This window comes from Rhodohalobacter sp. SW132 (assembly GCF_003390325.1).
Taxonomy (GTDB): domain Bacteria; phylum Bacteroidota; class Rhodothermia; order Balneolales; family Balneolaceae; genus SW132.
Genome location: NZ_QUOK01000003.1, coordinates 353,960 through 374,798, shown reverse-complemented (window position 1 = coordinate 374,798; position 20,839 = coordinate 353,960). Strand labels below are relative to the sequence as shown.

Here is a 20,839-nt window from a genome sequence, read left to right as displayed (position 1 = left end):
AGAGGAATATATTGATTATCGCACGAATGAAGAACCGAGTATAGGATTTTTAAAACGAATCATCATCGGCACTGCCGCCGTAGCTGCTGGGAACGGGAATGTCCAGGAGCCGGTAATAGACGCCAAGCTGGGCGCGGTGGTGAGTGATCTGGTTCAGTGTGTGGCGGATCATCTCCCACTTTTCCGTCTCTGAAAAAATGACCTCACCGGCACGAAGCGTCCACATTTCCGACAACATACTTTCATCGGAAGCACCAAGGGCAGCTAACCCGCGTTTCAGGCAATCTTCAAAAAACGCAATCAGTTCATCTCTGCTTGATCGGTCATTTGGCGTGTAGGGCTCTTTTTCGAAGTCTAACTCTCTGGTTTGAATAACTCCCTCAATCCACTCTGGCAGTTCGGCAACGTGATTGATCAGGCGTTTCAGGGTCATACTTTTGGAATGAGGCTGCCACTCCATTTTATCTTCGGGAACTGACTGGAGAAATTTTCGGGTAATTTCAGCTTCACTTTTCAGTTCTTTGGTAAACATTTCAAGGATGGTCATTTTGGTTTTATTTGGTTATGGTTGAATCACTTACGGGAATGTAGCAGCCGATTTTGACAACCCTGTGTCAATACGTATTGAATTTTTTTTGGTATGCTATTCCGTCTGGGTTTCTGGAAGAGCGCCTGAGATAAATGGCTTAATTTTGAAACTACAGAATAAACGGGCGTTTAATCATAAGTGGTTTAACTCCCCGACCCTCTGGGTCGGAAAAGACGAAGTCCCCCTTCCCCCGAAGGGATGCCCGCGGCAAAAGGGGGCACTCCAGAATAAACTCCATATCGACCAAAAAGGTATGGGACCCAATTTGATACCTAGCGGGCTCTGCCCCGAGGTAGTTTATTTATAGTGCATGACAAGCTCTTCAACCAAACCCTTCACCCTGTTCCTGATCGATGCCGGCCGGATAATGGTAGCTCCATCACCCCAGATCAGCAGCCATCGGCAAAAATAATCACACCCGGAAGTGAGAAAGGTCATTTCAATACCGGTATCCGTTTTTTTCTCTGAAATCCAGCCGTGCCAGTACTTTTGATCACCAATGTAGCGGGTGACTGCAGAATCGAAATGGATTACAATCTCAATAAAGTTATCCTCATTTTTAAGTTCACGGTCGTAATACTCCTGCAGGGTGTGCGAAGGCGGGTCGATAAGCTTTTTAGATGTGCCTTTCCACTTTTCAAAACGGTCGGTGCGAAACATCCGGTAATCTTTTCTCAGCCTGCACCAACCGGCAAGATACCAGTGGTTTGTCATGAGAAGGATTCCGAGCGGCTCCACTTCGCGTGTGGTTTTCTTGTCAGAATAGGGAGAGTGATAGGTGATTTCTATTAACTCTTTGGCGTAAATTGCTTTCTGCAGAAATGAGAAAATATCATTGTCTGGCGGATGCTGCCGGCCGTTAGAGTGGGGAATAATCCGTGTATGATGATCCAGCACTTCAACATACTCTTTTGATTCAGATGGGAGAGTTGAACGGATTTTGTCGAGAGCTGAAACGTACGATTTTCCCAGACGTGTCTCCGACCATTTTTGCATTAAGCGCTCACCGGCGATCAGGGCGGAGGCTTCATCCCGGCTGAACATCACAGGGGGAAGGTGAAAACCGTGAATGATTTGCCACCCTTTTTTGGGATCGTTTGTTAGCGGAACTCCGGCTTCACCCAGCGCTTTCAGGTCGCGATATACCGTGCGGCTGCTGATTCCGTATCTCTCAGCAAGCTCCTCCACAGCAACTCCTTTGCGTCCCTGGAGGTAGATGATTATTCCGGTAAGACGGTCGATTCGGTTCATGGGAAATCAGTGTAAGAATAAAATATAATAAGGTTCTACAGTAATTCTTGTGGGTAAACGAAAATCATAGCATTACAATCTTGGTGAAAAAATTTCTAAGTAAATGATAAATTTTGAGGATGATAAACCATCCGGCGTTTCGTCCACTCTCAAGGAGATCCCTCCGGGGAAAGTCACGAAAACGCAAAGGTTTCACGAAGATTAGTAATTTGATATTTATACACTCCGTGGTACTTCGATCCGCCAGCCAGCGGACTCCTGGTAAAAAAATCATATATTTTAAGATTCTTAATTTCTATCCAACATTGTTCAACGGAGCGAGAATACCAATGCCCGAACCCCTGGTGAAGTTGGCGAATCTACGGGGCAAACATCTCCTGCAAGGTTTTCAATACTTTCTCTTCAGCTGTTGAACTAATAGTGCCAAGATTTTTGATCAAACGGCTTTTATCTACTGTACGAATTTGATCTAAAACTATCTGCCCCTTTTTGCCCTGAAATGTAGTAGTGACCCGTGTAGGGTAATTTTTGATTGCAGAAGTCATCGGTGCGATGATTACGGTTCTGATATGCTTATTCATTTCATCGGGTGAAATGATTATGCAGGGACGGGTTTTTCTGATTTCAGATCCCTTTGCCGGATCAAGCGAAATCAGATGAACCTCAAACCTTCGTACCTGATGTTTATCTACCATGTCCACTCAGTTTTATCCCAATCGGATGGCTGTTCAACCTCTTCCTTATCAAATAAAGAATCATCACCTTGTTCTTCCATTTTTTTGAAAGATGCTTCCCAATCCTTTCTTGTTGTTTCAGCAGAGCGAATAATAATTTCGTCGTCTCTGAGAATCATCTCAATTTCTTCGGTTAATCCGCTTTCTTCAATCAGTGGTTTTGGAATTCGAACCCCCTGAGAATTCCCAATACGTATTATTTTTGTTTTCATGGCTTTGATCGTTATTAGATTGATTTTTCAATATAATTACAATGTACTTACATTTCAACGAAAGAAGAGAAGTTATATGAAACCACTTAACATATCGGGGCAGGCGGCAGGTATTCAATCCAAATTCCTGTAGAACCAAAAGTAATAGAAAGTTGATAGTTTGTTTATCGGCAAAGAAAGTCGTAAATTAGTTCAACATTAAACTAAATGATTAAATAAAAGCCCAAATCAATGAAAATCATAGCATTTGCAGGAAGTCTCAGGTCTGGATCATTTAACAAATCGCTGCTGAAAGCCGCGATAGAAGAAGCGTCAGACAGTTTGGAAATTGAGATTTTTGACCTTGATGGAATTCCACTGTTCAATGCAGACATTGAGACGGAAGGTGATCCGAAACGGGTTTCTGAATTTAAGGATGCGATTCGGAGCGCTGATGGAATTTTGATTGCCTCACCGGAGTACAATCACGGGATGACCGGCGTCACGAAAAATGCCATTGACTGGGCATCACGGCCGGGAAATGATATGCCGATCGGCGGAAAACCGGTTGGGATTTTAGGCGCCTCACCCGGAATTACGGGAACAGCCAGAAGCCAGGATCAGCTCCGTCAGTCGCTCAAGTCGGTTGGGGCGCACTGCATGCCGAAACCGGAACTGCTGCTTTTCAGAGCCCATGAAAAATTTGACAACCAGGGAAATCTGACAGACGATTCCACAAGACGATTTCTTGGGAAATATTTGAAAGCGTTTGAAGAGTGGATCAAACCGTTTACCTGAAAATTTTATCGAATAACTGAGAAAGAAAAGGAGAAATAGTATGAAACCATCAAATAAAGGAATTCATCACATTACCGTACTTGGCGGTGATGGTCAGCGTACGACGGATTTTTATGTAAAAACGCTGGGATTGCGGATGATCATGAAAACGGTAAACCAGGACGATCCATCGACATATCACCTGTTTTATGTGAACGGTACATCTCAGCCGGGATCGAGCATGACGTTCTTTCCATGGCCGATGGCGGTGCAGGGCAAACCGGGAAGCGGAGAGTCTGCGGTCGTTTCATTTGCCGTACCATCCGGCTCGATTGGGTACTGGGCGGAACGGTTTGGTGAGCAGGACATCGATTTTGACGGTCCGTTTGAGAGGTTCGAAAAGCAGGTGGTCTCATTTATGGATCCCGATCGACTGAAACTGGAGCTGGTTTTTGATGATTCGGTCAACTCTGTGGATGCGTGGGATAAAGGAACTGTTCCGGCAGAATACGGTATCCGCGGATTCTGGAGCACAACGATGAAGATTACCGAAACGGAGCCGACGGCAGCTCTGCTTGAGGAAGTTTTTGGGTTTGAGAAAATAGTAACTGATGGAAATCAGACGCTGCTGCAGACCGGTAATCGGGTTGGCGGGTCTGTTATCCTGGAAAAAGTGGAGCCGAAACAGGGGCAAAACGGTCGCGGTATCGTCCATCATGTTGCGTTCCGGGCAAAAGACGATGAAGAGCACGAGGAGATGCGGGAGATGGTTCTGGAGCGTGGTTTCAATCCAACAGGAGTGATCGACCGCCGTTTCTTTAAGTCAGTCTATTTTCAGTCACCGGGCGGCGTGTTGTTTGAAATCGCAACCGATGGCCCTGGGTATGAATCGGCGCAGAATGAAGAAGATCTCGGCCGGAAACTTTACCTGCCCGAACGGTTTGAAAGCCGCCGGGAGATGATTGAGAAGCGGCTGCCGGAGATTACGGTTTAAAATTTTTTTGAATTATAAATCCATAAACCTCCAAGGTTTTAGAAACCTTGGAGGTTTTTCAAACGACGACAATTTTCTATGCCACTCTTTCGCATCAAACCAAATCAGCCAGTTTCAGGACCACACCAGGAGGAGAACTTTGTGGAGAGCGGTGCACCCGTTTCCCGTGCAAAGGCAGCGATGATTATGATTCATGGGCGCGGTGCAGAGGCAAAAGGGATTCTGAGTTTAAGCGATGATTTTGCCCAGCCGGATATTCATTATATCGCTCCGCAGGCGGCCGGCCGGACCTGGTATCCCCATCCGTTTACAGAACCGTTAAAGAAAAATGAACCCTGGCTGAACAGTGCGCTGCAGCGGGTGGATGATTTGATACAACAGCTGAACGGGCAGGGAATCGGCACGGGAAAGATCGTATTGCTTGGGTTTTCACAGGGCGCGTGCCTTGCACTGGAATATGCCGCGCGGCATCCGAGGCGGTATGGTGGCGTCATCGGCTTGAGCGGTGGTCTGATTGGCGAAGAGATCCGGGCATCGGAATATTCGGGCGATCTGGAGAATACCCCGGTGCTGATTGGATCCGGGGACCAGGATCCGTACCTGGAGCTCAAACGTGTTGATGAATCCGCAGCGCTTTTTGATACACTGAATGCAGATGTAAGCAAGCAGATTTATCCGGGAAAAGGACATGTGATAGTGGAGGATGAAGTGAAATACATCAGGGCATTATTTTCATCCATTTTGTATGGTGATTCGATTTCATGAGCTCATGGTTTTATCAAACCAGCAATCATTCCCATCAAAACTTCCCAAAGCGAAGTCCGGCCATAGCGGAAAACCCGGAGAGGTCTGAGTTGGAGGTGCCGGCCAGGCTGACACCATCCGTAAGTCTGTACAAAACTCCCCCGCTGACCCTGAACCACCGGGTGATGTTCACATGTATATTAGCGCCCGGCTGAAGCACAAAATAGGCGTCTGATGTGTTGTTCAAATCAATATCGCGGTCGCTGAACCGAACCGTTCCTCCTCCGATTAATAGCTGACCCCCAAAATGAACGAGCTTGTACGACCGGTTGAAATATTCAATTTCGAAGCCACCGTAATTCGTGCGAAGTTCCGGTGTCGGAATTGCGGTTTCCTGCCAGTTTACCGCGTCAAACGGGCTGTTGGTGCGATAATTTCCCAGGCCCAAACCGACGGTGTGCCCTTCGCGAAATTTCAGAAGCCAGGCTCCCCGCGTTCCCCGCAAATATGCCGCCTCTCCGTTGACGGATGTAACTCCGAAAATCAGGGCGCCATATCCGCCATGATCTACATTTCCGTTAAACAAAGTTTCCGCCTGCTGTCCGTGGAGTGATATCGGGAGTGATAGAGATGCGATAAAAATCAGGAATACTGGGAGATAATTTTTCATAAGAACTTTCCGAATTTTAAGGTGATGGTGCCGTTCCAGCCGGAGAAATCGCTATCACTGAATCCAAACCTGCTGATGCCGCTTGTAAACCGGTATTCAGCGCCGGCTGAAATCCGGAAAAAGGAGGTAACGTTCAATTCTGCGTGCAGACCCGGTTCAAATACGAAATAGGTGTCGGGATCATCATTCACCTCATCATAATCGCGATCGCGCAACATCAGTCCGCCGCCTCCGATCAGGCTTGTGACGGTGAAGTGTGCGAGTTTGTGGGATCGGTTGGTGTATTCGATGATAAACCCTCCGTAACCATTCAGGGCATAGAGGTCGGGATCTTCAGGAGAGGTGTGATCCGTTACAAGACCGTATCCACCGCCGCCAAGGGAGATTGCGTGACCGGAATTCAGATTCATAATCCAGCCGCCTCGACCGCCCACCCAAACACCTGTATCTCCGGCTGTTTCACCAATTTTGACGACAGGGCCACCAAAACCTCCGTGCGATACCGAGCCGTCAAACAGAGTTTCTGTCTGCTGCCCCAGAATTGATGAGGGCTGTATGAAGAAGAGAAAAATCGTTAGCAGCGGGACTGTGAGGTAGGTGAGTATTCGGGCCATGGTTGAGTGCATGAGAAGTTGAGAGTATCTTGTTTTGTATACGCAAACCAACTTCGCAGGTTACACAAAAACTAAAACCGAATCACAAATCCGAGCTGAACCATAATCATATCTGTACGTGATTGCAGGGTGTCAAAAGAGACGGAACCGTTTTCTATGGTGATGGAACCCTCTTTAAGATATTCCGCCTGTGAACCGTTAAGATACCGTACCCCGATGTTGATATATCCGGCACTTATGTTTTCAAACCAGCGTTCATCCGCCTGCTGATCGCGGAGGTCGAACACCCGGATTTTAAGCCCGGCACCGCCGCCCCAGGCAAAAGCAAAATCCTCGAAGTTAGTGTCCGATGCGATCGGATCAGCCCCGGAATCTCTGCGGTCCCGGATGCTTGTTTCGGTAAAGAAATAGTTGAACCCGGCCAGGCCTTCGGCAAACGGCCTGAAGATGCCATCTTGCCTCTGGACTTTGGCCTGCATCATGAGCTGAATCAGGTTGTACTGGTTTTCCACACGAACTCTGAGGTCCGGTATGGTCGTGCTGAACGCTTCATCACGTGAATCGCTGCCGAAATTGATGAAGTTGAAATCAAGACCAAGACCTACCGGGGAGTTGGCGAACCGGTAGTGTCCGTTTAGATTTAAACCACCCCCAAGGGTATTGATACTTTCGCTGAACTCATTTTGTGGAATGGCGAGCTGACCGTTTAAACCGACCGTAAGTTCTTGTGCAGAGAGCGAATGCAACCCGATTGAAAGGAAAAAAATCAGTAAAAAAAGAATCTTCATGAATAACCCCGGTTTGATAATCAGCAGTTTATTTTGGGTGAAATTACAGATAAATCAACGGATATGATACGGGCCGGAGTGGATAATTTTTCTGGTTATACACGAATTCTTACGGGTTAATAAAAATCATTGCATTGCAATCCACAATAGAAAAATCTGTAGAAAAATGATAGAATGATGGGCAAAAAATCATCAAATGTTCCGGCCAATCCCAATGGGACTCCGGCGAAAATCACGAAAACACGTAGGTTTCAAGAAGGTTAATAACTTGTTCATTGTCATGCAACGATACTGAGGTCAAAGAAGAATCTAGAATTCAATTACATCAAAGAAATCAGATATGGTTTTGATTTCTGTATTCCCAATTTTCTTTAACACTAATAGATCTTTGTCTCCGGTCAGCAAGTAATCAGCTTTCCCGTCAACTGCCAGCGAGAGCAAAAAGTTATCTTTTGGATCCCGGCATACGGATATCTCGGAAGTTACATTCACAAATTCAGCAACTTCATCAATCGCCTCCAAAAGATCTTCTAATTCGTCCTTTGAAATATATTTTCTGAGTTTTGGGCGATTAACAACAGTTACAAATTCCTCAAGAAGTTCCTCGCTAAAAAGAAGTTTACATTCCTGAATAAACAGTAATTCATCTAGTTTCTCATATTTACTGCTAATCAAAAAACTGATCCAAAGATTGGTATCAAGGATAAGGCGCATTGTTACTTATTTGTTCGCCTGGAACGGACGACATCCACTTCTCTGGCGATATCTTCAAGGCTTGGCGCAGTTTTAGAATTGGACCGGATTCTTTTCAATACTTCAGAAAATTCACTCTTTGTTGATTTACGAATAGCAATTAGATCTAAATCAGCCAGGTCTTTGAGTAGTTTTCTGGCTTTTGGATTTAATATGTCTACTTTTATTGTTTCCATGTTTTAATGTACAAATTTGGTCTTGATTCGGAAAGTTTTGATTGAGTGCTCAGCCGTTATTTTTAAACTTCGTAGAATTGAAAAAAACTTTCCCATTTTTAGACTTTCTGTTTTTACAAATTTATTATAGCCTATTTTTTTAGCCTTAAAAAATCACTCACATTCCGAAATTCCAAGGTTTTTGAACCTTTATTTTATAAAAATAGTAACTAAAAGAAGATTTCAGGCAGATCATTCAAACACTTTCCGCGGATGTCGAGATCGATTGCATCAGCTCTGAAAATCGTTTATGAGAATTCACTCGTTCTCTGTAATCGTACAGATAAGATGCGATCATCAGTTCATCGGCATCGGTAATTTCAATGAATTGCTCAACCTTTCGCTGCACGGTTTCTATACTGCCGGTAAACGTGTAGGTGAGCATCTGTTCCACGGCGGCTTTTTGATGCATATTCCAAATCCTGTTCATGTCATCCACAGGGGGCGGCATCGGTTTTCGGTCACCCGTAACCACGCCCATGAACATCTGGAGCATGGAGGTAGCCAGGTATTCCGCCTGCTCGTCCGTTTCAGCAACTACAACATTGATGCCCGGCATAAGATAGGGCCGGTCGAGCTGTGCAGAGGGTTTGAACCGCTCACGATAAATTCGGGTCGCGGGCAGAAGCTGATGCGGTGCAAAATGACTTGCAAAAGCGTAAGGTAATCCCAGCTCAGCAGCAAGAAAGGCGCTGTCGGTACTTGATCCGAGAATCCAGATCGGCACATCGGTTCCTTCGCCTGGAATGGCACGGACCGCAGATTCACTGTTTTCCGCTGACAAATAGTTTTGAAGCTGCTTTATATGCTCGGGGAACTTATGAACCCGTTGCATCCGGTCTTCCCGGATAGCCGCCGCTGTAACCTGATCGGTACCTGGAGCACGGCCCAGCCCGAGATCAATCCGCCCGGGATACATCGTGGCAAGTGTGCCGAATTGTTCGGCTATGATGAGCGGTGAATGATTGGGCAGCATGATTCCGCCCGACCCCACGCGAATGGATTGAGTTGCTTCGGCAACATGACCCAGCAAAATTGAAGTAGCCGAACTGGCGATATTCTCCATATTATGATGTTCAGCCATCCAGAAGCGGTTATAGCCGAAAGACTCGGTCTGAATGGCCAGATCGCGGCTGCGTTCAATCACTTCTGCAATTGTACTGCCTTCGGTTACGACGGCTAAATCAAGCAGAGAAAACGGGATGGGGAATTTCGGTGATTTCATGGGTATATTTGATTCATTCTATTGTTGTGCTATTGATGCAGTGCCGCGTCTGTTGGGTGTGGATCTTCACCGGATGAATTCGCTTCATCCGGTGAATTGCCCGGTTTTTTTGACCCACCCCCAAGCCCCTCCCTATGTCGCAAATACACTCCACATGGAGGGGAGCTCAATTAACCATTCATAGCCTGCTTAAAGTATTTAGGTTCTGAGAATTCAGTTAATACTATTTGGACAGCCTGATGAGGATATATCCTAACCCGTTATCTTACAATATTATATAACACAAAATCTACTCTGCAACCGCCATCTCATCATCCGAAACGGCACGAAGCATATCTACACGCTCCATGAATCGGTCAGCGCGCAGAAAGCCAACCACCCGGGCATCGGTAATCTCTTCGCCATCCGGGCCGATGAACACAATGGTTGGAACTCCGGCAACTTCAAATCGATCGCGAAGTTCACGGGATTCTTCCGATTCGTACTGGGTCATATCTACTTTAAAGCGTCTGAACTCTTCTGTAGCTTCAATCACCTCGCCATCCGTGAAGGTGGATCGCTCCAGTTCCAGGCAGGGGATGCACCAATCAGCGTAAAAATCCATCATAATGGGCTGATTGTTCTCTATCGCATCGTTAAACGCCTCATCACTGTATGGCTCCCACTCAATTCCGTCTTTCTGCAGATTTAAAAAGAGCATAGCCCCCAGAATGAGGGATGCCGCGCCGAATCCCCACTTGATGCGGGTAAAGGTTTTGACACCGCGCCCGGAAGATTCCAGAAAACCGAGGTAAATTCCGCCGATAAGTACTGTTGCTACAATTACGTGGAATGAGTAGGCGGGGAAAAAGGCGAGTGCAAGATAGAAGAGTGCCACTCCAACCAGAACCACACCGAATACTTTTTTGACCCAGACCATCCAGGTTCCCGATTTCGGCATTTTGGAAAGCAGGCCGCTGAATGTTCCCAGGATCAGGTAGGGGAAACCGAGCCCGAACGCCATCACAAAAAAGATGGTAAATCCAAAAAGCGGATCGCCCTGTGAGCCCACAAAAGCAAGGAGTGCGATAATCGGAGGCCCGATACAGGGAGCTGCAAAAACACCTACGACCAGACCGGAGAAAAAGTGGCCTACTACACCACCTGTTTTACGCTGGGTTCCGCTGAGCGACTGCATCCAGGAGGAGGGAGGCTGAAGTTCATATAATCCGAACATGCTGAGAGCAAGGGCAAAAATCAAAATACCGATTCCTGCCAGAACGATCGGGCTTTGCAGCCAGCTACCAAAAAGAGCTCCGGTAAACGCCGCGGCAACTCCGAGAACGCTGTACATGAACACGATTCCCATCACATAAACAAACGCCATAAAAAAGGAGCTGCCCAGTTTGCTCTCTTCCTCTTTTCGGCTACCGAAAAGGGATACCGTAACGGAGAGCATCGGGTAGACACACGGCGTGAGATTGAGCGCGAGTCCGATCAGAAAAATCCCGGCGAACGCCCAGAACAGACCCAGAGAGTCAAAGAGTGCGGCTATTTCACTGCCGCCTCGTGCGGTGAGGGCATCGGTGATTGAACCGCGCGCGGATTCTACTCCATCAAAAAATTCTGCATTCAGCGGCTGATAGCCTGTCCCTGCCGCTGAAATTTCAATCGGAATAGTGATATCAAGCGTGATGGGGGCCAGGCAGACTTCATTATCACACGCCTGAACGCGAAGTGTGCCTTCCAGCTCATAGCTGCCCGGTTCAATATCTTCTGATGCATAAACCGTAAACAGAATCGGGGCTTCACCTTCATATACATCCACCGGTTCCGGTGAAAAATCGAACGTATACTCTTTGGATGGCGGATAGCGGAACGCGGTGGCGGTGAGATGCTCCGTATCGGTAATCATCAGCTGGGTGCCAATCAGGAAATCCTGAGACGGCTGATTGGAGTTGACGTGCCAGGTTTCTTCGAGATTCAGCAGCACGGCAACCTCGGCTGAACTCCCGGCCGGGATAACGTTTTGTGAGTGTTTCACTTCAGGATCTACCTTATCGGCACTGGATGCACCGGACTGCTGTGCCGACAGATGAAGTGGCAGCAAAAACAGCAAGAGAAACAGGAATGATGATATCCTTTGGTTCATGAAATTCCGTGGAAACGGGTTTAAAATTGGTTCAGGATTGATTTTTGATATCTGAAATTTTGTTCTCCGTACAAAATACCGGATGATATGGATCTGGTTTTCTATCCTATAAACGATATCCAGCTCTGTAACGGGTACCGGTATATATTCTTTTTAAATTTATCTGAAATAACCTCAAGACTTAAAGGTAAGAAGAATCGCGCAGATTTTGGATGGTAAGTTGTGAATAACGATCCTGAAGAAGTTCAGAGAAGATATTATTTATCGATTGACCGGATAAACGGTGTAGATCTGATCAAACGTGGTCACCGGAGTTTGTGGCGATTGACAGATTATTAAAAACGTTTTATCCTAAAAAAAATCGTTTTAAACCACGAAGGCACGAAAACACGAAGAAATCACGAAGTTTCTTACATTCAGATACTGTTCTTGTGTCCATTAAATTTAAGATTCATTTGTTTGTTAAATCCAAATTTTTACGCCTTATCAAGAACATAATAATGCTGATGATATTGTCAGTCAGCAAACCAGATGTCCCACAGTCTTACTGTTTGTCAAATGGAAATTCCTGTATCCAGTTGAAGTCCCGGCTGTGTAGCAGAAATTCGTGCAGATCGTACCTGTTCATTGAAATGGTAAGAGAGTTCTCATCCATTTCGTCGGTTAGCATGAGTGAAGTACCTTCATGATTGAGATTAAAAGAGTACTGTTCTGATCCGTTGTTTAATTCCATTATAGCTTCCACGGAGTCAGTTTCGGCGGAAAACCTAATTCTGTTATCGTTCATGGTGATGATATGAGCGTCTCCATTGTTATCAATAATCAGATAACGCCATCTTTCCGGATTATTATCATAAGCTGGAATATCTGAGCCGTTAGACCCATTGGACTCTACATTCCAAATGCCATACAGGTATGGTTTTTCCTGTTCCGACCCTGTTTGTTGGTTCATTTGCCAGGCATGCATTGCAGAACTAAACATGATGAAGCCGGCAAAAAATATTTTAATCGCTGAGAACCCAATTCGATCCCATCGATCCGTAAATACTTTTCGATAACGTACAGGAGTGACAGGCTTGTTTAGAATCAGAATATGCATGAGCCTTCTGGCGTCATTTGAAAATAAAAGCACGGCAAACAGCAGAAGATGTATTGAAAATTGCTTAACCGGAATGTCGTAGCTGAAATTCAACGCTACAACGTTGGTCAGAACAATTACTGCGATAAAAGCTCCGAGAGTAGTGGTTTTTCGGAAAAGTAATAGCAATGCAGCGATGATTTCCATCATACCGATAAAGAACGTATAGGATCCGGAGAATCCCGTAAACGACCATGCATGTCCCATTGGAGAAGCCTCTCCCAGTGGTTGCATGAACCGCCATAAATTCGGATATAAAAACTGAGAATCAATGACTTTTGATATACCGTAGACAAAAAGTGTTGCGAAAAGAAAGAATCTCAAATGCAGACGAAACCAATAGATAAGTTTTCTATAGTTCAGCCGGCGATGGTCCAATATTGACCAGATGAGGGTTCCTGCTGCAGTTATTAAAAGACAGACGACCACTCTGAGATAATCAATTAGCCTGTCACTACTCCCCATGAATTGAGTGTTGATCTCTCCATCGAGAGATAAGATAGTTGTTCCAAACCAGACGGTGACCATATTCCAGAAATTATTGAAATAATCACCAAGGGCAGAAATGCCGGGTACTGCGGAATAGGGTTCAGGCAGTGTATAAAGAAGAACATACAGACAAGCGAACCGGAACAGAATTTTCTTGCCAAGCCCCCACCTCTCGTTGGCATAATAATCCATTTTTTAAATCAGACCCCAATTATGTTTTTGCAGTGTTGTCATCCCACTACACATACTCAATAATGCAGATGTAGTTCCCGGGTTTTCCAACAGATTGTTTGAGATTTACACTCGCAGAGTTTCGCAAAGTAGTACGCTGAGTTGCGCTGAATTGTGAATTAAACCTTAAAAATTATCACGTAAAATTATGTTGAGAAGGAAAAGGAGGTGATCAAGAGTTCACTCCATTCAGGTGTTCAGATATCAAAAAGTGTGTGCCGGATTCTACTCGGATCTCTAGGCCACAATCGGATCGAGGCGTGAGGCTTTATACTCGCAGAGTTTCGCAAAGTAGCACGCTGAGTTGCGCTGAATTGTGAATTAGACCTTGAAAATTATCACGTAAAATTACGTTGAGAAGGAAAAGGAGGGGATCAAGAGTTCAATCGATTCAGATGTTTCAGAAATCAAAAAGTGTGCACCGGATTCTACACAGATTTCAAGGCTACAATGGGATCGAGTCGGGAAGCTTTATACTCGCAGAGTTTCGCAAAGTATCACGCTGAGTTGCGCTGAATTGTGAATCAGGCCTTAAAAATTATCACGTAAAATTACGTTGAGAAGGAAATGGAGGTGATCAAGAGTTCACTCCATTCAGGTGTTCAGAAATCAAAAAGTATGCGCCGGATTCTACTCGGATCTCGAGGCCACAATCGGATCGAGGCGTGAGGCTTTATACTCGCAGAGTTTTGCAAAGTAGCACGCTGAGTTGCGCTGAATTGTGAATTAGACCTTAAAAATTATCACGTAAAATTACGTTGAGAAGGAAAAGGAGGTGATCAAGAGTTCACTTCATTCAGGTGTTCAGAAATCAAAAAGTGTGCACCAGATTCTACTCAGATCTCGAGGGCACAATCGGGTCGAGTCGGGAGGTTTTATACTCGCAGAGTTTCGCAATGTATCATGCTGAGTTGCGCTGAATTGTGAATAAGTCCTTTAAAATTGTCACGTAAAATTACGTTGAGGAGGAAAAGGAGGTGATCAAGAGTTCACTCCATTCAGGTGTTCAGAAATCAAAAAGTGTGCGCCGGATTCTACTCAGATCTCAAGGCCACAATCGGATCCAGGCGTGAGGCTTTCCAGGCGGGGTAGAATCCGAAAAAGAGTCCAACTGCCGCCGAAACGCTCACGGCAATAATCATCGCCTGTGTGGAAAAGAATGCGGGCCAGCCGGCATAGTTTGCAATCACTTCTGTTGAAATCAGGCCAAGTATGATCCCGCCAATTCCGCCAAGCAAACAAAGGATGATCGATTCAATTAAAAACTGGAGCATTACATCGGGTGCCCGGGCGCCAACGGCCAGCCGCAAGCCCACTTCACGCGTTCGTTCGGTAACGCTCACCAGCATCACGTTCATAATGCCAATTCCGCCAACAAACAGGGAAATTCCGGCGATGGAGGCGAGCAGCCAGGTCATCACCCGTGAGGTTTCGGTAGCCGCTTCGGCCACTTCTTCCTGGGTTTGAATGGTGAAGTCGTTCTCCTGGTACGGAGCCAGGTTATGGCGTTCACGCAGCAGGTCTTCAATTTTGGCCCGTGCAATATCCATCGAGTCGTCATCGTATACCTGCACATTAATCACCATGGCGTGAGAACGGCCTGAAACTCGCTGAAACGCGGTGGTGTAGGGTATAATCATGATATCATCCTGTACGGAACCCATCAGCGACATCCCTTTCTGCGAAAGTACACCCACAATGGTGATCGGAAGGCCGCGGACACGAACCGTTTCACCAATAGGATCGGCACCTTCAAAAAGTTCATCAACCACGGTTTGTCCTACAACGGCGACCAGTGAGGCGCGTTCCACTTCTTCTTCGGTAAACATCCGTCCGCTTTCAATCGGCCACTGCCGGATCTGCAGATAATCGGCCGTCTGTCCGTAAATCCGGGTGTGCCAGTTTTGGTTTCCGTAAACAAGAACTCTCTGAGATCGAACTTCCGGACTTGCCGCAACCACTTCAGGGATCTCTTCACGGAGGGCACGGGCATCCTCAGTAGTGAGCGTGTTTGCACTTCCCCCGCCGATGCTTACACCGCCAAGCTGACGCGCACCGGGAAAGACCAGCACCACATTCTGGCCCAGACGGTTAACCTGCTCCTCAACTTCCGATTTGGCGCCCTGTCCCAGTCCGACCATGGTAATCACCGCTGCCACACCGATCACAATACCGAGAGCGGTAAGAAGGGTGCGCATCAGGTTGCGTTTCAGTGCCTTTCCGGCAACATAGGGTACGGCTGTCCATTTCATGACATTTGCTCCGTTATGGTTTCAATCTCTTTTTCATCCTGCCAGTTTTCAATTGCCGTTGCGGCATCGCTCGGTTCGTTCGGACGGTCGTTCAGGATTACTCCGTCCCGCAATGTAACAATACGCCTCGTAAACTTAGCGATGTCCGGTTCGTGAGTCACCATCAGAATCGTGAGGCCTTCCTTGTTGAGCCGCTGCATGGTGTTGATGATTTCCAGGCTGGTGCGGCTGTCGAGGTTACCGGTCGGCTCATCGGCCAGTAGAATGTTCGGCTCGGTGACCAGCGCCCTGGCAATTGCCACACGCTGCTTTTGTCCGCCGGAGAGCTCATTTGGGGTGTGATCCAGCCGATCCCCCAAACCGACAGATTCCAGCGCTTTTTTTGACCGGTTATGGATCTCTTTCCAGCTCAGTTCATCCTCTTTATAGAGCAGGGGAAGCTCCACATTTTCAAGTGCAGAAGTCCGCGGCAGCAGATGAAACGCCTGAAAGACAAATCCAAGGGTTTGGTTCCTCAGTTTGGCAAGATCCGATTTTGCGTAGGTTGATACATCCCGTCCATCAAGCAGGTAGGTGCCATCGGTAGGTTTGTCCAGGCATCCCAGGATGTTCATCAGCGTGGATTTACCCGATCCGCTGGAACCCATGATGGAGACAAATTCCCCCTTCTCAATACTGAGATCAATGCCGCGCAGCGCTTCAACGGCCACTGCGCCGGTTTTGTACACGCGCCGGATGTTACTGAGTTCTACAATGGCCATTATTCAGTTTGGTTGAGTATACGGTTTGGGTTTTATTGGTACCCCTTTGAAGTTGTTCAAAAAAGTGTAGAAGACAATTCATCACTAAGACCGTCATGCCAGACTCCTCCAAGAGGGATGACGCCTTTTTGACCCACCCCCGTCCCCTCCCTATGTCGCAAAAACACTCCATATGGAGGGGGGCTCAATAAAAAATCATATTTAAATAAGGCATGGTTAAACCTCGAACAACTCCGCCTTGGGGTAGTTCATTTCAATATTGAGCCTGGCTGCCGGTCATGAAACTTCGGTCGTTGCCATTCTGCTCGCTTCGCAGGGAGAGTCCGACGGCGAGGGTATCGCCGGGGGAGACCCCTTCAAGAATTTCGGTGTAGACGCCATCTGTCAGCCCGGTTCGTACGGAATGAGCCACCAGTTCTCCGTTCTGAAGCCTGTAGACTGTTCGGCCATCATCAAAGGCTTCATCAGGATCAGCGGGACGTAGATTATCCGGCAAACGTGCGCGCAGTGCTGTGTTTCGGACTCTCATCACATCCTGTTTTTCTTCGGTAATGATCTCCACTTCGGTCGTCATACCGGGCTTCAGGAGCTGCTCGCTGTTATCCACGGCGATGATTGTTTCGTAATGGACCACATTATCTTCCATCATCGGAGAGTTTCGCACCTGGATCACTTCACCCTCAAAATTTCGATCTCTGTGTGCATCTACCCGAAAAGTAGCCCGCTGGCCTTCCAGGACGTTCCCGATGTCAGCTTCAGAAACGCTTGCGTGAATGAGCATCCGGTCCAGGCTTGCGGCCAGTTCAAACAGAATCGGGGCACTGAGGCTTGCGGCTACGGTTTGACCCACATCCACTTCGCGGGAGATGACAATTCCGTCAGTGGGAGATTTGATGGTACATCGATCCAGTTCCCGCTGGGCGCGCTGCAGGGCGTGGCGCCGGACTTCTACCTGAGCTTCCGCCTGGCGAAGGGTGGAGCTGGCTTCCTCCACCTCAGATGGGGAGATAAACTGACGTTCACGGAGTTCCTGAACCCGCTCCCAGCGTGTCCGTGCCAGGTCGAGTCCCGCTTCAGCCGATTCCAGTTCAGCCTGAGCCGAACTTACTTCCGCCTCAAAGGTAGAGGGATCGATCTGGGCGATCACCTGTCCGCGCTCTACCACGCTGTTAAAATCCACAAAAATTTGATCCACGATGCCGGAAACCTGGCTTCCCACAGTGACTTTCTGCACCGGCTCCAGCCGTCCGTAGGCTACCACACGCTGGGAAACGTCCCCGTGGCCAACCTGTTCGGTGTGAAGCGGAGGAAGGACCTCCCCGGAAGATGAGTAGTAGTTGGCAGCCCACCAGGTGGCAGCGCCGGCCAGTAAAAGAAGAATAACCGCAACTTTTCCTTTTGTCATATCAAAGTGAATTTAGAATTGGCAGTCTTATAAACTAACGAAAGAGAAGGATAGATGAATAACGCAGCAGTGTAAAAAATGTTAAGAGAAGAGGGTGAATTTAAAAAATATGTAATTAGAAGTGGTGTTAAACTATCCGTTGCATAGTTTAATGATTTAAACTATAATAGTAGTGATTTATCATGTTTCAAGCTCAAGAGGAGAGAGCTTTCTTGGTTTTACAATACTACATCAATTATAGAGGATCATTTAACCCGACATAATCGTTATGCTAAACAAAATTAAAATTACCTCTTTTCTAAAAGTTTTTATATCCGTTTTTATTTTAGTGGGTTGCGGATCTAATGAACAGGAAGAAAATATTGAATTGCATCCAATAGAAGATCGGATCCCTTATGCAGATCATCCTGTTCAAAAGCATCTGATCGAAAAAAATATAACCGGAAATTCAAGCGGAATGGTCGAGATTATTATTTCCGGGGAATACTTATTATCACAACCGACTTTCACGCAAAAATTGGATATATCTCAATCCAGGCTTATGGAGTTGCCATTCATGAGTGATCAGTTGATGCTATTCGAAAGTGTTGATGAAAACAGAATTATAATTTTTGATGTAATGCGCCAGGTGCTATTTGAATATCAAATAGATTCTGATTCCTGGTTAGAGTTGGCAGGCAGTGGTCCTGGCCCTGGTGAGCTTTCTTTTGCAAATGATATCGTCTTCGAAAATGACACTTTATATGTTGCCTCACAGGATTCCCGAATCACATTATTCTCGTGCAATGATTTTCCATGTGAATATTCACACGTAGTCAATTTGGATAGCAATGTTCAACCTGTTTCTATTATTGCGAATACCGATCGATTTATTGTTATGGGTAATAAAGTTACTTCCAGATCCGAGAATACATCAGATATTAATATAAATAGTATGTTTGAGTTTGACAGATCTGGAAGTTTAATTCATTCATGGGGTGAAATCTATGATACAAAGGGGCATTGGATGCTATTGGAACCCTTTTCGAGAGGTAAAACTCTGGCCCGGGAAAATTCATCGGGGTTGGTACATTTTTTCGAATATTTCCCATTTATCTATCATTATGATGAAGAAAGACAACTTGATAGAATAATCCAGGTGGATGATTTTGATATGGTCCAACAAGAGTATTGGCCAAAATTGTCCAGACTTAGAGTACCTGAGGGTAATTTCAGCCGTATTGAAAATTTAGTTTTTATTGATGAGGATTATTATATCCTCTCTATTCTCCACCGGCGTGAATTTCCTGTTCGTGGAGGTGAAGATAATTTCAGGGTTGAATTTATTAAAGATTTTTATCTCAACAATTTCACCTCAGAAGACACTTTTTATTTAGGGAGCTTAAATAACATTTCAGAAGAAAATAATATTCACTTTACAAATCATCACATCATTACAAAAAAGAGTGATGAGTATCATATTTCAGGATTTGCTCTGAATTAAATTCATTATCAGATTAAATGGGATGTCCCGAAAATCCATTTTTAAATTATAGGTTTGCATTTCTCGAACACTTAAACTAAACTGATCGTAGGGTAGGGGGTATAACGATTCGGCTGACCTCATCTGTTTTACTTCATAACTATAATTTCCAGTTAAGTAGCGCCAGGATTTACCTTTAATATTATGAGAGCTTACTATTTAAGCATATTGATTAGTTCATTATTATTAGGCTTTCTGACAACGGGCTGTCAGAAAAAAGGCGCGGATAATTCTGAATTTACCGGGGTAAAAGTCCATGAACTCAAGTTTTATGAAAATCTGCCGGAGAATAAGGATTTGTTTTTAGGTATGCTGGCAGGATTAAAGTATGATGATGAAACCCAGCATTTATTTATCCAGGATTTAGCCAGATCGGCAATTATTGAGATAGATGAAAGTAGTAATGTTGTTAATGTCTTTGGAAGCAAGGGACGCGGCCCTGGGGAAGTATTACATATTGAAAACTTTTTTTTATCCAAAGAGCATCTTTTTATCGTAGATGGAGAACAGTTTTTAATAAATAAGTACAGTCGGCTGGATGGGCAACATATTTCTTCGCTGGATTATGGAGAACTCTTAAACCAAATAATTTCTCCACTACTACCAAATACAGACATGAATAACAGGCCGTTTGTAACATTGAATGAAACGATATTACTTCCATCCCAGGTCGACGGCAAGTTTCTCTATCAGGCTATAAATTGGAATGGAGATGAAATCGCCAATATTGGAGAATTACCAACAGATTGTACAGCTACGGAAGATAACGATATAATCAGGTCAGCACTTGAAAGCAGGAACGTTCCTCGACGAGATTTATGCCTGGCTTTTCCGGTAAACGATCACTCTGAACCTGACGAATTATATATAGTATATAGTGCTATTCCCAAAATTGCCAAATACAGCCTTTCCGGTAGAAAAATATGGGAACAAACAATTGCTCGTACGCCGGAAATCGACTCACTAATGATCGATCTCAGTAATATTGTGGACAACCGACCTGATTATCTTGAGCCGGTACGGAAATATATAACGGGAAGAAACAGTCCCAACGGCGATTTATATCTTTTTACGTTTATGAATCAGAATGCACTAAATTTTCAAAGACCAATGTGGATACACCAATTTGATTCAGAAGGTGGGCTCATTAATCGGTATAAAATTGCTTCCAACGGCGAATTATTCACTAATTTCGCGGGAATTGATTTTAAAAGAAGTAGAATATTGACCGCAACAATTAATGATGCTGAGATAAGATCCTATCATTTTTGAAATCCCATTTGATGATTGAAAGATCAAATCACGTGATAGGTTGGGAAGAAATGATAAAGTTGATGCTGTAGAAATTTGTGAAAACTGTGAAAA

General features: G+C 45.5%; 20 protein-coding genes. 5 read left to right on the top strand and 15 right to left on the bottom strand.

The window, feature by feature from the left end:
* Positions 1-49: 49 nt before the first annotated feature.
* From DYD21_RS08520 to DYD21_RS08495, 4 genes are all read right to left on the bottom strand, one after another.
* Positions 50-547 carry a DinB family protein gene (locus DYD21_RS08520; RefSeq protein WP_116035265.1) on the bottom strand — a complete coding sequence of 166 codons (498 nt, stop codon included), beginning with the start codon at positions 545-547 and terminating at the stop codon, positions 50-52.
* Positions 548-886: 339 nt separating this feature from the next.
* On the bottom strand, positions 887-1,840 hold the full coding sequence (locus DYD21_RS08510) for a YafY family protein (protein ID WP_116035259.1): 954 nt from the start codon (positions 1,838-1,840) through the stop codon (positions 887-889).
* Positions 1,841-2,199: 359 nt separating this feature from the next.
* The gene (locus DYD21_RS08500) at positions 2,200-2,535 is read right to left on the bottom strand and encodes a type II toxin-antitoxin system PemK/MazF family toxin (protein WP_116035255.1); all 336 of its coding nucleotides are present in this window, start codon (positions 2,533-2,535) and stop codon (positions 2,200-2,202) included.
* Complete coding sequence (locus tag DYD21_RS08495; protein WP_116035253.1) at positions 2,529-2,786, bottom strand: AbrB/MazE/SpoVT family DNA-binding domain-containing protein; 258 nt, start codon at positions 2,784-2,786, stop codon at positions 2,529-2,531. Before DYD21_RS08495 ends, DYD21_RS08500 begins: the two co-directional genes overlap by 7 nt.
* 231 nt (positions 2,787-3,017) lie before the next feature.
* Between DYD21_RS08495 and DYD21_RS08490 the strand changes: the two genes are divergently transcribed.
* From DYD21_RS08490 to DYD21_RS08480, 3 genes are all read left to right on the top strand, one after another.
* Complete coding sequence (locus tag DYD21_RS08490) at positions 3,018-3,563, top strand: NADPH-dependent FMN reductase (RefSeq protein WP_116035250.1); 546 nt, start codon at positions 3,018-3,020, stop codon at positions 3,561-3,563.
* A gap of 40 nt (positions 3,564-3,603) precedes the next feature.
* Positions 3,604-4,536, top strand: coding sequence for a VOC family protein (locus DYD21_RS08485; protein WP_116035247.1), 933 nt, complete (start codon positions 3,604-3,606; stop codon positions 4,534-4,536).
* Between the two features lie 78 nt (positions 4,537-4,614).
* On the top strand, positions 4,615-5,301 hold the full coding sequence (locus DYD21_RS08480) for an alpha/beta hydrolase (protein ID WP_116035245.1): 687 nt from the start codon (positions 4,615-4,617) through the stop codon (positions 5,299-5,301).
* Positions 5,302-5,335: 34 nt separating this feature from the next.
* On the opposite strand, the gene DYD21_RS08475 is transcribed toward DYD21_RS08480, so the two are convergent.
* The 11 genes from DYD21_RS08475 to DYD21_RS08425 all read right to left on the bottom strand — a co-directional run bounded on the left by DYD21_RS08475 (position 5,336) and on the right by DYD21_RS08425 (position 17,952).
* Positions 5,336-5,950 carry a hypothetical protein gene (locus DYD21_RS08475; protein ID WP_116035243.1) on the bottom strand — a complete coding sequence of 205 codons (615 nt, stop codon included), beginning with the start codon at positions 5,948-5,950 and terminating at the stop codon, positions 5,336-5,338.
* On the bottom strand, positions 5,947-6,576 hold the full coding sequence (locus tag DYD21_RS08470) for a hypothetical protein (protein WP_147303538.1): 630 nt from the start codon (positions 6,574-6,576) through the stop codon (positions 5,947-5,949). The genes DYD21_RS08475 and DYD21_RS08470 overlap by 4 nt, the downstream gene beginning before the upstream one ends.
* A 59-nt stretch (positions 6,577-6,635) precedes the next feature.
* On the bottom strand, positions 6,636-7,352 hold the full coding sequence (locus tag DYD21_RS08465; RefSeq protein ID WP_116035237.1) for an outer membrane beta-barrel protein: 717 nt from the start codon (positions 7,350-7,352) through the stop codon (positions 6,636-6,638).
* 309 nt (positions 7,353-7,661) lie between these two features.
* Positions 7,662-8,066 (bottom strand): putative toxin-antitoxin system toxin component, PIN family, encoded by a 405-nt coding sequence (locus DYD21_RS08460; protein WP_116035235.1) that lies wholly within the window; start codon positions 8,064-8,066, stop codon positions 7,662-7,664.
* Positions 8,067-8,068: 2 nt separating this feature from the next.
* Entirely contained in the window at positions 8,069-8,281 is a 213-nt protein-coding gene (locus DYD21_RS08455) for a hypothetical protein (protein WP_116035232.1), read from the bottom strand.
* 235 nt (positions 8,282-8,516) lie between these two features.
* Entirely contained in the window at positions 8,517-9,545 is a 1,029-nt protein-coding gene (locus tag DYD21_RS08450) for an LLM class flavin-dependent oxidoreductase (RefSeq protein WP_116035230.1), read from the bottom strand.
* A gap of 289 nt (positions 9,546-9,834) precedes the next feature.
* Positions 9,835-11,676, bottom strand: a complete 1,842-nt coding sequence (locus DYD21_RS08445; protein WP_116035227.1) for a protein-disulfide reductase DsbD — start codon at positions 11,674-11,676, stop codon at positions 9,835-9,837.
* 544 nt (positions 11,677-12,220) lie between these two features.
* Positions 12,221-13,495, bottom strand: coding sequence for a hypothetical protein (locus DYD21_RS08440; protein WP_116035224.1), 1,275 nt, complete (start codon positions 13,493-13,495; stop codon positions 12,221-12,223).
* Between the two features lie 1,073 nt (positions 13,496-14,568).
* Positions 14,569-15,786: an ABC transporter permease gene (locus tag DYD21_RS08435; RefSeq protein ID WP_116035222.1), complete on the bottom strand. Its 1,218-nt coding sequence runs from the start codon at positions 15,784-15,786 to the stop codon at positions 14,569-14,571.
* Positions 15,783-16,547: an ABC transporter ATP-binding protein gene (locus DYD21_RS08430; protein ID WP_116035219.1), complete on the bottom strand. Its 765-nt coding sequence runs from the start codon at positions 16,545-16,547 to the stop codon at positions 15,783-15,785. The genes DYD21_RS08435 and DYD21_RS08430 overlap by 4 nt, the downstream gene beginning before the upstream one ends.
* Positions 16,548-16,800: 253 nt before the next feature.
* On the bottom strand, positions 16,801-17,952 hold the full coding sequence (locus tag DYD21_RS08425) for an efflux RND transporter periplasmic adaptor subunit (protein ID WP_116035217.1): 1,152 nt from the start codon (positions 17,950-17,952) through the stop codon (positions 16,801-16,803).
* Positions 17,953-18,220: 268 nt separating this feature from the next.
* Between DYD21_RS08425 and DYD21_RS08420 the strand changes: the two genes are divergently transcribed.
* Both DYD21_RS08420 and DYD21_RS08415 read left to right on the top strand, forming a co-directional pair.
* Positions 18,221-19,435 (top strand): hypothetical protein, encoded by a 1,215-nt coding sequence (locus tag DYD21_RS08420; protein ID WP_116035214.1) that lies wholly within the window; start codon positions 18,221-18,223, stop codon positions 19,433-19,435.
* A 183-nt stretch (positions 19,436-19,618) separates the two neighbouring features.
* Positions 19,619-20,746 carry a hypothetical protein gene (locus DYD21_RS08415; protein ID WP_147303537.1) on the top strand — a complete coding sequence of 376 codons (1,128 nt, stop codon included), beginning with the start codon at positions 19,619-19,621 and terminating at the stop codon, positions 20,744-20,746.
* Positions 20,747-20,839: the final 93 nt, after the last annotated feature.